The 14,291-nt window shown below is 26.2% G+C and carries 11 protein-coding genes; 10 read left to right on the plus strand and 1 reads right to left on the minus strand.

Features of this window, described 5'->3' with window-relative positions; translation table 11 throughout:
* From QOZ93_RS00875 to QOZ93_RS00885, 3 genes are all read left to right on the plus strand, one after another.
* A complete protein-coding gene (locus QOZ93_RS00875; RefSeq protein WP_307354761.1) occupies nucleotides 1–1,143 on the plus strand; it encodes an ABC transporter permease in 1,143 nt (380 codons plus the stop codon).
* Nucleotides 1,144–1,284: 141 nt separating this feature from the next.
* Entirely contained in the window at nucleotides 1,285–1,701 is a 417-nt protein-coding gene (locus QOZ93_RS00880; RefSeq protein WP_111943813.1) for a Fur family transcriptional regulator, read from the plus strand.
* A gap of 129 nt (nucleotides 1,702–1,830) precedes the next feature.
* Nucleotides 1,831–2,838 (plus strand): rhomboid family intramembrane serine protease, encoded by a 1,008-nt coding sequence (locus tag QOZ93_RS00885; protein WP_307354762.1) that lies wholly within the window; start codon nucleotides 1,831–1,833, stop codon nucleotides 2,836–2,838.
* Between the two features lie 312 nt (nucleotides 2,839–3,150).
* On the opposite strand, the gene QOZ93_RS00895 is transcribed toward QOZ93_RS00885, so the two are convergent.
* Nucleotides 3,151–4,908 carry an ATP-dependent metallopeptidase FtsH/Yme1/Tma family protein gene (locus QOZ93_RS00895; protein WP_307354763.1) on the minus strand — a complete coding sequence of 586 codons (1,758 nt, stop codon included), beginning with the start codon at nucleotides 4,906–4,908 and terminating at the stop codon, nucleotides 3,151–3,153.
* 181 nt (nucleotides 4,909–5,089) lie between these two features.
* Here QOZ93_RS00895 and QOZ93_RS00900 point away from each other — a divergent pair, with 181 nt between their 5' ends.
* The 7 genes from QOZ93_RS00900 (at nucleotide 5,090) to QOZ93_RS00930 (ending at nucleotide 14,245) form a co-directional block, all read left to right on the plus strand.
* Nucleotides 5,090–6,103, plus strand: coding sequence for a YkvA family protein (locus QOZ93_RS00900; RefSeq protein ID WP_307354764.1), 1,014 nt, complete (start codon nucleotides 5,090–5,092; stop codon nucleotides 6,101–6,103).
* 81 nt (nucleotides 6,104–6,184) lie between these two features.
* On the plus strand, nucleotides 6,185–6,367 hold the full coding sequence (locus QOZ93_RS00905; RefSeq protein WP_307354765.1) for a YtxH domain-containing protein: 183 nt from the start codon (nucleotides 6,185–6,187) through the stop codon (nucleotides 6,365–6,367).
* 209 nt (nucleotides 6,368–6,576) lie between these two features.
* On the plus strand, nucleotides 6,577–7,881 hold the full coding sequence (locus QOZ93_RS00910) for a helix-turn-helix domain-containing protein (protein WP_111944419.1): 1,305 nt from the start codon (nucleotides 6,577–6,579) through the stop codon (nucleotides 7,879–7,881).
* Between the two features lie 26 nt (nucleotides 7,882–7,907).
* Nucleotides 7,908–9,173 (plus strand): helix-turn-helix domain-containing protein, encoded by a 1,266-nt coding sequence (locus tag QOZ93_RS00915; RefSeq protein WP_111943803.1) that lies wholly within the window; start codon nucleotides 7,908–7,910, stop codon nucleotides 9,171–9,173.
* A 363-nt stretch (nucleotides 9,174–9,536) separates the two neighbouring features.
* A complete protein-coding gene (gene clpB / locus QOZ93_RS00920) occupies nucleotides 9,537–12,131 on the plus strand; it encodes an ATP-dependent chaperone ClpB (RefSeq protein WP_111943801.1) in 2,595 nt (864 codons plus the stop codon).
* 171 nt (nucleotides 12,132–12,302) lie between these two features.
* Nucleotides 12,303–13,289, plus strand: coding sequence for a UDP-glucose 4-epimerase GalE (gene galE, locus QOZ93_RS00925; protein ID WP_307354766.1), 987 nt, complete (start codon nucleotides 12,303–12,305; stop codon nucleotides 13,287–13,289).
* A gap of 23 nt (nucleotides 13,290–13,312) precedes the next feature.
* Nucleotides 13,313–14,245, plus strand: coding sequence for an aldose epimerase family protein (locus QOZ93_RS00930; RefSeq protein WP_111943797.1), 933 nt, complete (start codon nucleotides 13,313–13,315; stop codon nucleotides 14,243–14,245).
* Nucleotides 14,246–14,291 lie beyond the last annotated feature (46 nt).

Below are 14,291 nucleotides of genomic sequence, written 5' to 3' on the forward strand. Positions count from 1 at the left end.
ATGAACAATATACTTTCTATTACTAAAAATATATTAAAACAAGCTTTTAGAAGAAAATCTAATTTATTAACTTTTATATTGTTGCCTATTATTGGAATACTTATATCCTTAGGAGTAAATAACAATACTCAATCTTTAACTAAGGTTGGATTAGTAGATTTGAATAATACATATTTATCGCAAGATATGGTTAAATCAATAGGAGACAATAAAAATTTTACAATTCAAAAAGTAGATGAAAAATATATTGAAGAAAGCTTGTTGAATAAATATGTGGATTGTATTTTAGTAATTCCCAAAGGATTTGATAAAGAGGTATATAAAGGTGACATAAAAAAATTAAATATAATTTCTTTAAGAGGTCAGGATATAACTTCATGGATAGAGAACTATGTTAATTATTATGTAGAAAATCTTAGCCATATAGGAAAGGCATCAAATAATAATAATAAAATATTTGATAAGATTTATAAAGGATATAAAGATAAAAAATTAAAGTTAAAGGATGTTGCAATTAAGGATATTAGTGTAACAAAAAGTGTAACAAGACAAAGTATAGGTTTTTTACTGGTCTTTATGCTTATGGCATCTAGTGTAACTTCTAATTTTATAATGAAAGATAAGTGTAATAGGACATATTTTAGAACATTTTGTGCCCCAGTTAGTAAAACAGAGTATATAATTTCTAATATTTTAGCTAATTTCGTAATTTTTTTAATACAAATATTGTTAATATTATTTATGTCTTTAAAGGTATTTAAGATGAGTTTTTACATAAGTACACCAATAATGTTTATGATATTGTGTAGTTTTGGATTGGCATGTATAGGTTTTGGCATAGTTATATCAGCGTTTTCAAAAACTATTTCACAGGCATCGCAACTATCTAATGTTCTTATTGTTCCAACATGCATGTTAGCAGGATGTTATTGGCCAATTGAAATAATGCCAAAATGGCTTCAAAATTATTCGAACTTATTTCCACAGGCATGGATTATAAAAACTATAGAAGCTATGCAATATGGTAAAAGTTTTAGTGAAGTTTATATTAATATAGTATTCGTATTAATTTTTGCAGTGGTATTATTTGCAATAGGAATTTTTAAGATGTATAGAGATGAAAATTTAAAAAATATTTTATAAAGATTAGAGAAAATAAGAATGATATTTGGGCTGAAATAAATTAGCTTAAATATCATTTTTTGTTGAAAAAGCTAGTGTTATTGAGTTTAATTTTGACTTAACCTATGTTAAAATAAAACATAGGATTGGAGGGAATTAAGTATGAACGAAGAAGAATATTTAAGAGATATTGGTATAAAGGTTACAAAGGCCAGAATTAATATTTTGCATATTTTAAAAGAGAGTAATAAATCTTTAACAGCGGAAGATATACATAGAATGTTATATAATGATAAAATTAATATAGATTTATCTACGATATATAGAACTTTAGAAAATTTTTATAAAAATAGTATAATAAATAGGTGGTATCTAGATGAGGGAAAGTACAGTTATAGCTTAAAGACAAAGGGACATAAGCATTTAATAAAGTGTTCTATATGCAATAAAGAGGTAGAATATGAATGTCCAATGCCACAAATAAAAGAATTAATAAAAAAGGAAGTTGGATTTTATGTTACCTGTGGAGATATTACTTTAGAAGGTGTCTGTGACAATTGTAAGAAGAAAAAACATTAGGGTATATAAATATTTTTTGGAATCTTCTGATAAAATTAGTGAAAATTTTGATAAATTTTAAATAAAGGTTTTTAAAAGAAGTAAGAGTTTTTAAAGAAACCTTTAAATAATTAGGAGAGTTTTTTATATATGAAAGATTGCAATGGAGAATTAATTCAGGAATTAATAAATAAAAAGAATTATAATCTTATTGAAATTAAAGAGAATGAAAATGTAAAAAATATATGGTGTCTTTCAAAAATGGAATATAATAAACAATGTTATATCCTCTTTTTAAATAAAGATACATATGAAAATTTTAATGGATATAAACAAATAATTTTAAGCAATACTAGAAATTCTAATATTCCCATAGAAATCTATTTTGTAGTAGATATAAATATGATTAGCGAAGAAATTATATATAAATGTATACAAAATAATATGGTTATTTTAGATTTTAAAAATAGAAGTATAAAATATGTAGGAAATATAGAACAAAAAATTAGAAGTGATATAGAACAAAGTTTGCAGATAATTACTAATAGAACTATTGAAAAAAAGAATTTTATAAAAAATAATAAAGGTACATCTATAATAATTGCTATAAATATAATTGCATTTATTCTAACATTATTTTTAAATTTAAAAATAGGAGCAGGGGTACTGGAAATAAATACAAGCGTTTTATATAAACTAGGTGGATTAGTAAATATAGCATTGTTGAATAATCAGTTTTATAGATTTATTACCTGTATGTTTTTACATGGAGGGGTTGCTCATATATTTTTTAATATGTATGCATTATATGCAATTGGTCCAGTAGTTGAAAATGTTTATGGTACTAAAAATTTTCTTATAATATATTTTATAGCTGGGTTAACAGCTTCTATTTTAAGCTCATTTACACTAAATGGAGTAGCTATTGGAGCATCAGGTGCTATTTTTGGAGTATTAGGGGCAGTACTAATATTTGCGTATAATGCAAAAGGAAAAATTGGAAAAGGACTTTTATATAATATAATAGCAGTAATTTTTATAAATATAATAATCGGATTAAGTATGCCTAATATTGATAATAAGGCACATATAATTGGATTAGTATCAGGTATAGTGGTCAGTCTTGGAATGTATCAATATAATAGAAGAAAGCAGTAAAAGTTAAAAACGAGGCGTAGCCTGATTTTAACTTAATCGGAAATAAGTCGAATATAAATCTGTTAAATCTATCTCTTCTACAAATTGACTTAGCAAACGCACCGAATCATTATTTGGAATCATGTATTCAATATTTAGTGGAAGTTTTAATTGATAATTTCCACGATTTGAAGTATAATTTTTATGTAAATTAATATGTTTTGTCATATATTAATTTTACTATAAATCTTTCACTCTTTCGAGTGGGAGATTTATTTTTTACGCAAAAAGCTGTCGCACTATTTTTTAGTGCGACAGCCCCTTTTTTCTTTATTAAGAAAAAGTAATATTATTAAAAATTATGTCTAAATCACTATCATACAAGGTTTCCTTATCCAAAAGAGAATTTACCATAGTATCGATAAGGTTTTTGTTCTTTTTTATAAGTTTTTTAGTTTCATCATATAAAATTTCTATAGTTTTTGTACACTCATCTAATATCAATGTAGAATTGTTAATTCCTAATTTAGATAGTTCATTCATATTTAGAAGACCGATACTTTGGCCCATTCCATAAATACTAATCATGCGAACAATAAGATTTGTGCATTTTTCAATATCATTAGATGCTCCAGTAGTTATATTTTCTTCTCCTAAATAAAGTTCTTCCGCTGCTCTTCCACCTAAAAGAACCATTATTTTATTTTGTAAATAAGATTTATCTCTAAATAAACTATCTTCAGGAATACTTAAAGTATATCCTCCAGCACCTTTGGTACTAGGAATAATAGTAACCTTAGAAATTTTTTCTTGAGGTAAAAGTATATGTGAAAGTAAAGCATGACCACTTTCGTGTATAGCTGTAATTTTTTTATCTTGTTCTTTAATAAAATCTCTATTTATTTTTTCATGACCAGCTAATGAAATAGAATAAGCCCTGTCCAAAATAAAATCATCTATATATTCGCTATCTTCATTACAAGCGATAATAGCAGCTTCATTTATAAAACTTTCTAATTTTGCACCGGAAAAATAAGCTGTTTTTTTTGCCCATTCATAAAAATTTATATTTTTATGAGGTTTATTTTTTAGATATAGTTTAATAATTTTATCTCTTGCTTGTAAATCGGGAAGAGCAACTTCTATATGTCTATCAAATCTGCCAGGTCTTAAAAGAGCAGGGTCTAATACATCCAATCTATTGGTAGCTGCAATAACAATAATTCCTTCTTTTTCATTAAATCCAGACATCTCCGTTAAGAGAGCGTTTAGAGTTTGATCTTTTTCATCGGAACTTCCTCCACTTTTAGAACCATCTCTTTTTTTACCTATGGCGTCTATTTCATCAATAAAAATTACTGCTTTTCCACCTTGTTTTTTTGCTTTTTTAAATAGATCTCTAATTCGTGCAGCACCTACACCTACATAAACTTGGACAAAATCAGAACCAGATACGGCATAAAAAGGTACGCCAGCCTCACCAGCAATAGCTTTTGCTAAAAGAGTTTTCCCAGTTCCAGGTTCACCATATAGAATAATTCCTTTAGGCATACGTGCGCCATAAGAAGCATATTTTTCTGGAGTTCTTAAGAAATTGATTATATCTTTAACACTTTCTTTAGCCTCTTCATTACCAGCTATACTGTTAAAGTTATAAGAACAATTTTGTATAGCTTCCGCCTGTATTGAACATTGAGAAAAAGAGCTTTTGGAAAAAACTTTTGATGTTTTTAAAATAATATATAAAATGCTACAAATTGAAATAAAAAATACTAAAGCAGGAATAAGTTCTTGTATAGATTTAAATGAATTTTCATGAACTAAAATATTATTTTTTAGTAAGTCTTCTTTTAAGCTTTCTTTTCTGGGATTATCTGTTTTATAAACTTGTCCATTTTTAAGTTTTACAGTGAGAATTGATGAGTTATCTAGGTAAACTTCTGATACTTTTTTTGATGATATTTCTTGTAAAAATGTAGAGTAATTTTTGTGTAGATTTTTATTATAAGTTAAATTTACTGTTATCATAGAAATTAAAGAAATTATACAAAAGGCAATAGGTATTAATAAAAATTTATTTTTTTTCTTCATTAATTATCACCTACCAAATTAATTTTTATTTTAATGTGTTCTCATTATATTAGTTTTTAATAATTAAGTCTAATGAAATACATAAATTATGGATATGTAAATTATAGAACTACATATGATATACTAGAATTAAAACATAGTATAGGAAAATTAGTAAATTGAATTAGGGGGAGGAAAATAAATGAATATTTCTGAAGCAACTATAAAGGTCACTTCTGAAGATTTAATTAGTATAATACAAGAGGTTATTTTACTTGCTAAAATAAAAGGATTGGAAATAAGTTCCACGGTATTTGATGAAGGAATGCTTGTTTTAAAAGGTACATATAAATTTAAAATTAAAATACCCTTTGAAATTAAATTAAGATTTATTTATTTAGAGGATAATTTATTAAAATTAAAGATAGAGAAAATTTCTATAGCTAAATTAGGTATTTTTTCTTTTATAAAAAAATTTGCATTAAAGAAAGCTTTAAAAGATTTTATGGTTATAGGAATTATTACATATAAAGATCAAGTATGTATAGAATTAAATACTTTGTTTACTATAATTCCATATGTAACTTTACAACTTAATGAGATAAATGTAAGTGATGAAGATATTTTTATTAAAATTAAAGAAATATCTTTTAATATGGATAAAAAATATGTTGAATTTGAAGAAGCTATGAAAAGAAATGAAAAAATACAAAATGTATGGGAGCTTAATCTAAAAAAAGAGAAAAATGAAGAAAAAGTTGTATTAAATGCGGAGAATAAAGTAGAAGATAGATATACTTTAATAAGAGATAATATAGAAAACTCTGTAACATGCGATTATAAAGACTTACTTAAATATGCTTTAATTATTCCAGATATTATGGCCTTAATATATAGGCTAATAAAAGATAAACGAGTTGAAAATAAGTATAAAATTATTTTAGGAGGAGTTATAACGTATATTGCATCGCCAATAGACATAATTCCAGATAAAATACCGTTTATAGGAAAAGTAGATGAATTAGCTTTAATATTTTTTGCATTAGATAAGATTATAAACCAAGTTCCTGATGAAGTTATTCTTCAAAATTGGGAAGGAGAAGAGAATATAATCTTAACTATAAAAGAAGGTGTTAAAGTTATAACGAGCGCTGTTGGTGGTAATAATGTGGATAAGGTGTTTAATTATATAAATTTTGGGATAAAAAATATTTAACACTAAAAAAAAACAGGATTAATAAAAATAAAATTACACATTCTATTAATGTAAATATTTATTGAAAGGGAGTGTAGTAAAATGGGTGCTAAATTTGCAAAGGGAATAACTGCTGGAGCATTAATAGGAATGGCAGCAGGTATGATGATGGTTCCATCAATGGATAGACAAACAAAAAGAAAAATTAGAAGAGCTAATAGAGTAGTAAAATCTTATGGTGGGGACATGATTAATTCAATGAGAGATATGATGATGGACAAATAATTTTAAATTTAGATGAAAACAGCCAAAATAAAAGCGCTTTTAAAGGAAAAATGCTTTAAAAGCACTTTTATTTTTTTATAAGAAAATTTTTTAGATATTTTTGCAGTAAAGGTTTAAATTATGTTATAATATTGTTAATATTTTATATCTAATTTAAATTTTATTAAATTATTTTTATTACCGTGAAAAGGAAGAGTGGGTATATGGACATGGAAATTTTGTCTTTAGGGGAAAAAATAAAGAGGAAAAGAAAAGAACTTAATATGACACTCAAAGATCTTGCAGGAGACAGAATAACACCAGGACAAATAAGTCTTGTAGAGTCTGGTAAGTCAAATCCTAGTATGGATCTTTTAGAGTATTTGGCCATGGCATTAAATACGTCAGTTGAGTATCTAATGGAATCTGAAGAAAGTCAGGCAGAAAAAATATGTGAATTCTTCCAAAATATAGCCGAGTCTCATATGTTAGAAAACGATTTAACTAAAAGTGAGCAATATATAGAAAAAGCATTATACTATGCGGAATCTTATAATCTAGAATATATAAAGGCTAAAACTTTATTTCTAACCGGTAAAATTCACATGATTAAAGGAGAAAGAGCCTTAGCTCAACAGTTTTTCCTTTCAGCTAATGTTATATTTATTAAACTTAATAAGTATGAGGAGATAATCAATACATTTTTGAATTTAGGGGTTATTACCTTAGAATTAAAGGCATATCATTCTTCATGCACTTATTTTCAACAAGCTGAAAAAGTATTTTTAGATAATAATGTTGGAAATGATTTTTTAATAGGTCAGATATATTATTATATAGCGTATACTTATTTTAAATTAGAGCAAGTAGACAAGTCTATCAAATACTCATATTTAGCAGAAGAAAAATTTAAGCAATTAAACAATAAAAAAGATTATGCAAAATCTTTATTACTGTTATCAGAACAATATTGTAAAAAAGAACAATTAGAAAATGCAATAAATTATTCAAAAAGAGCATTAGCTATATATAAAGAAATTCAAGATGTTAAAAATATATCTGAAATTGAAAATAATATTGGAAAACTTTTCTCAGATTTTGGCAATATAGATGAAGCGTTTATACATCTACAAATTTCTAAAAAATTGAGAATAGATAATAAAGATCCTAAAGTTATAGAAACGTTAATAACAATGTGTGAAAACTATATAAAGTTTAAAAATATATCTAAGTCTAAAGAAATTTTAGAAGAAATAATGATAGAAGTACAAAATGGAAATAAGAAGGCATTAGTAGATTATTATCTTTTAAAATATAGGATTGACATGCAAGAAGAGAATTTCTTAGAAGCAGAAAACACATTAATCATAGCATTAAATTTTTCAAAAAGTATGGGTTATTTAAAGGAAGCAGGAGAAATTTCAATGATGATTGGTAAGTTTTATATGGATAAGGGAAATGAATCTTCAGCGGCTAAGTATTTAAATGAAGGTGTTGAAATTTTTAAGGAACTTGGAATTATAAATTATTTATAATGTTTACTTGGATGGGTGAGATTAGTATGGAGATATTATCAACAGGGGAAAAAATAAAAAGAGCTCGTATTTATAAAGGATTAACATTGAAAGAGCTGTGTGAAGATAAAATTTCTGTATCCAAGATGAGTTGTATTGAAAATAATAAAATAAAGGCAGAACCTTGGATATTGGAGTTTACCAGCAAAAAACTAGATATTAATTATGATTATTTAAGCAAAGATGTAAGAGATCATTTATTGGAAAATCTTGAAAATATTAAAAATAACAATAATAGCATCAATTACGAAAAAGAATTGCAATATAATTTAGAGTATGCAGATGAATATAGGTATGATGATATATCTATGAGTTTAATGCATTTACTTTTTAAATACTATTTGGTAAAAGAAGATTTAAAAATGTTGGAAGATGTTCAATGTAAGTATTATGATGTTTATCAAAAAGTATATAATGAAGAAAATCATAAAATTTATTATATTGACATGGCTAACTATCTTTTTATTAGTAAAGAATATTTACAGGCAGCGAATTATTATAATAACGTAAAAAATTTAATTATGAATGGTCATAATAGTAGTGATAATTATAATGATTTGGCAAATATTATTTATGAAGAAGCTTCATGTTATGTTATGATGAAAGAATATGAAAAAGCTTATAGTATAATAATGAAATCTATAGAGTATATTCAATGGGTTAAAGAGGATTTATTAAAAGCAGAAATTTATCATATGATGGCATATCTATGTTTGCGTATGAATGATGATAGATTTTCCAAATATGAGGAAAAAGCTTTTAAGTATTATAAAGAAGAAAATATACAAAAAGCTAAAGCTATGAATGAATATGCTAGTATAATGTTAGAATTAGGCTTAAAAGATGAAGGTATGGAGTATATAAATAAAGGACTAAAGGCCTGTCCTCAAGAAGAAAAAAAGGAATATATAGAATACCTTCTCATGGTATGTGATACATTATTTAAAAATAGCATTTTAGAAAAAGCAGATGAAATTTGTTCAGTTGCATTAGATATATCAATTAAAATTGATGATATACATTTAATTGAAAAATCATATTATACAAAATCTTTAATATGTATGAAAAAAGAAAGTGATTATTCAGCTGAAATGTATATGAATTTAGCTTTAGATTCACTTGTGAAATTTGCACCTAAAAAAGATATATATAACAGATATTTAGAAATGGGAAAAATGTATTTTAAATTTGATAATGTAAGAGAAGCTTTAAAATATTTTAACTTAGCTATTAAAATTGAAAAATTCATTTAGAAAAAACAGAGTGAAATGTATTTAGTATACTTTTTACTCTGTTTTTATATAAAAATATAAAATAACATTAAAGAGATTAAGATTAGTTATTGTTGCAAATAATAAAAATGTTATAAAACTTAAAAAAGTTTCATAATAGGAATAAAAAAGTAGGGATTTTTTAGATAAGAAAGATAAAATATAGTGACGAATTAATAATAAAATGAGTACACTAGTATTATTTGAAAGGATTATAAAATCATAAATTTTTTAATAATAATTTTATATTTTTTATAAAAAATAGTATTATAATAGTAAATATAAAAATATTATTTTATAACTTAGTAATTAAATAATAAAATGAAAAAGGAGATGAATTATAAGATGGATATTGAAAAACTTACTATAAAAGTACAACAATCCATTAATGATGCACATAGTATTGCAGTTAAATACAATCATCAGCAATTGGATGCAATTCATCTTTTTATGGCTTTGATTTCAGAAGATGAAGGTTTAATTCCTAATATTTTTAGTAAAATGGGTGTTGATGTAAAAGCATTAAGAAACTTAACACATAAAGAATTAGATAGGATGCCTAAAGTATTAGGTGAAGGTGGGAATAGTTCAGGAGTTTATCCTACAAGAAGATTTGAAGAGATTTTTGTAAAGGCAGAAGATATAGCTAAAAAATTTAATGATAGTTATATAAGTGTAGAACATTTAATGTTAGCTATGATGGAAATAGATTCAAATGGTGCTATAGGTAAAGTATTAAAAACATTTAGTATTAAAAAAGATGGATTTTTAAAGACTTTAATGGAAGTAAGAGGAAATCAAACAGTAGATACTAACGATCCAGAAGGAACCTATGATGCTTTATCTAAATATGGAAGAAATTTAGTTGCAGAAGCTAAAAAGAATAAATTAAATCCTGTTATAGGTAGAGATGATGAAATTAGAAGAGTAGTTAGAATTTTATCTAGAAGAACCAAAAATAACCCAGTACTTATTGGAGAACCTGGGGTAGGTAAAACTGCCATTGTTGAAGGACTTGCAGAAAGAATAGTAAGGGGCGACGTACCAGAAGGTCTAAAAGATAAAATAGTATTTTCGCTGGATATGGGGTCATTAATAGCAGGAGCTAAGTATAGGGGAGAATTTGAGGAAAGATTAAAAGCTGTACTAAAAGAGGTTACAGCTAGTGAAGGAAAAATAATATTATTTATAGATGAAATACACACTATTGTAGGTGCAGGAAAAACAGAAGGAGCTATGGATGCAGGCAATTTAATTAAACCAATGCTTGCAAGGGGAGAACTTCATTGTATAGGGGCAACTACTTTTGATGAATATAGAAAGTATATAGAAAAGGATAAAGCCTTAGAAAGAAGATTCCAACAGGTTCAAATTGAGGAACCGACTGTAGATGAATGTATTACAATTTTAAGAGGATTGAAAGAAAAATTTGAAATTTTCCATGGAATTAGAATCCATGATAATGCTATAGTAGCTGCAGCAAAATTATCCGCTAGATATATAAATAATAGATTTTTACCTGATAAGGCTATAGATTTAATAGATGAAGCTTGCGCTATGATAAGAACAGAAATTGATAGTTTACCAACAGAAATGGATGATATTAGAAGGAAAATATTTAACCTTCAAATAGAAAAACAAGCACTTGATAAAGAAAAAGATGCAGTTTCTATGGCTAGATTACAGGATGTAGAAAGAGAATTAAGTAATTTAGAAGAAGAAAATAAAGAATTTACTGCTAGATATGAAAAAGAAAAAGCTCAAATAGAAAATGTAAAAGAGTTAAAAGAAAAAATAGATAACTATAAAGCAGAAATTGAAGCAGCAGAAAGAGAATATGATTTAAATAAAGTTGCTGAAATTAGATATGGTATAATACCTTCTCTTGAAAAACAATTAGAAGAGAAAGAAAAAATATTAAAAGAAGAAGGGTCTAAATCCTTATTAAAATTAGAGGTTACAGAAGAAGAAATTTCAGATATAGTGGCAAAATGGACCGGTATTCCTGTAAAAAGACTAGTTGAAGGAGAAAAGTTAAAACTTTTAAGATTAGAAGAAGAACTACAAAAAAGAGTTATAGGACAAGAAGAAGCCGTTACCGCAGTTTCAAATGCAGTAATTAGAGCCCGTTCTGGTCTTAAAGACCCTAAAAGACCAATAGGTTCATTTATATTCTTAGGACCTACTGGTGTTGGTAAAACTCAATTAGCAAAAACCTTAGCAAAAAATTTATTTGATAGTGAAGAAAATATGATAAGAATAGATATGTCTGAATATATGGAGAAATATGCCGTATCTAGATTAATTGGAGCACCTCCAGGCTATGTGGGATATGAAGAGGGCGGACAGCTTACAGAAGCAGTAAGAAGAAATCCATATTCAGTTATACTTTTTGATGAGATTGAGAAAGCTCATGAAGATGTATTTAATATATTTCTTCAAATATTAGATGATGGAAGATTAACAGATAATAAAGGTCAAGTAGTAGATTTTAAAAACACTATAATTATTATGACATCAAATTTAGGAAGTTCTTACTTACTTCAAAATATGGAAGAAAACAATTTAACTGAAGAAGTAAGAGATAATGTATTAAATGAGTTAAAATTAAGATTTAAACCAGAATTTATTAATAGATTAGATGATGTTATAATGTTTAAGCCGCTTAACATTGATGATATAGAAAAAGTTATAGATATATTCTTACAAGATACTAAAAATAGGTTAAGTGAAAGAAATATAGGATTAATTATAAGTGATAAGGCAAAAGAATTAATAGCAAAAGAAGGATATGATCCTGTATATGGAGCAAGACCATTAAAGAGATATATTGAAAATAATATAGAAACTGAAATAGCTAAAATGATAATAAAAGGCAGTGTCTCAGAAGGCGATACTATTAATATTGATTTTAATGGAGATAAGTTATGTTTTAGTTAAATAAAAATAAGAAAATCAGTGGAGGGATACCATCCACTGGTTTTTTATTGAGGAAGAATATATAAAAGCTTAGGCCATTTTTGCAATATATTAAATATTTCTAATTTATCTTTTGTGATATAATGTAGGAAGAAAAAGTGATAAAAAGTTTTGTTTTAGGAGGATACATAAATGAAGATTTTAGTTTGTGGTGGCGCAGGATATATAGGAAGCCATATGGTAGCTGAACTTTTAGAAAATGGACATGAAGTAGTTATTTTAGATAACTTTCAAAAAGGTCATAGAGATGCTATTTTAGGTGGCAAGGTTTATAAAGGGGATTTAAGAGATAGAAGTGTATTAGACAAAGTCTTTTCAGAGAATAAAATAGATGCTGTAATAGATTTTGCAGCAGATTCTTTAGTTGGCGAAAGTGTTGCAGAGCCTTTGAAATATTTTGATAATAATATAGGATCTACAATTAATTTATTAAAAGCAATGAGAGATCATGAGGTTAAGTATATAGTCTTTTCTTCTACAGCAGCAACTTATGGGGAGCCAGAAAATATTCCTATAGTAGAGGGAGATAGAAATCTACCAACAAATCCTTATGGAGAATCAAAACTTGCCGTAGAAAAAATATTAAAATGGTGTGATAATGCTTATGGTATTAAATATACGGCTTTAAGATATTTTAATGCAGCAGGAGCACATGTAGATGGTAAAATAGGAGAAGATCATAATCCAGAGTCTCATTTAATACCTATAATTCTTCAAACTGCATTAGGTAAAAGAGATAAAATATTTATTTTTGGTGATGATTACAATACAGAAGACGGAAGTTGTGTAAGAGACTATATTCATGTAACAGATTTAGCTAATGCACATCTTTTAGCATTAAAAAGATTAATGAATGGTGGGGAAAGTAGGATATATAACTTAGGAAATGGAAAAGGTTTTTCGGTTAAGGAAGTTATAGAAGTAGCAAGAAAAGTTACAGGTAAGGAAATTAAGGCAGAAATAGCTGAGAGAAGAGCAGGAGATCCGGCTACATTAATAGCATCTTCAAAGAAAGCTATGGAAGAATTACAATGGAAACCTAAATATAATTCATTAGAAACAATTATAGAGACAGCTTGGAAATGGCATGTAAACCATCCACAAGGATATGAAAATTAATTCATATAAAAGGGGTTAGGATTATGCATACAGATGTTATTTTTAAGGGTGAAAAGGGAATTCAACTGGAAAATGCTAATATACAAATTATAGTTTTGCCTAAATTCGGGGGTAAGATTGCATCTATATATCACAAAAATAAAAAATTTGAATTTGCTTTTCAAAATAAAGAAAAAATATATAAAAAACCAAAACTATATTCTAATTTTTCACAATTTGATGCGGCAGGGTTAGATGATGCATTTCCTACTATAGATCAATGTGAAGTTGAATATATGGGAAAAAAAATAATATATCCAGATCATGGAGAAATATGGACAAGCGATTTTCAAGTGATTTCAATAGAAGAGAATAAGGTAAAGTTAAGATATGTTAGCCGAATTTTACCTTATGAATATATAAAAACTATAAGTTTAAAGAATAATAAAATAAAAATAGAGTATTCTATAGAAAATCATGGGGACGAAAAGTTTCCGTGTATCTGGGCAGCTCATTTCCTAATAAACTGTAATGAAGATATGGAGATAAGATTACCTAAAGGAACAAATTATGTTAGAAATGTTCAAAAAAGTAGTAGATTAGGACAAATAAACACAATTCATACATATCCTTTAACTGAAGATTTACAAGGAAATGAATATAATTTAAGTAAAGTTTTATCTGAAAGTAGTAATCATACAGAAAAGTATTATGTTAATAACAAGGTAAATGAAGGCATGTGTTCAATTTATTTTCAAAATGTAAATTTAGAATACATTTTAAAATATGATAAAGAGGTATTACCTTATTTAGGCTTTTGGGTTACAGAAGGTGGGTTTAGGGGAGATTATAACTGTGCCTTAGAACCTACTAATGGATTCTATGATAATATAGATATTGCTAAAAAAGAAGATAAAATATTTTACTTAAAGGCACATGACAAATTAGAGTTTAATATGGAAATAGAAATAAGATAAAAATTTTAACCCTTATAAAGAAATTAATTTTTCCTTTATAAGGTTT

Origin of the sequence: Hathewaya limosa, from assembly GCF_030815255.1 — a bacterium.
Lineage (GTDB): Bacteria > Bacillota > Clostridia > Clostridiales > Clostridiaceae > Hathewaya > Hathewaya limosa.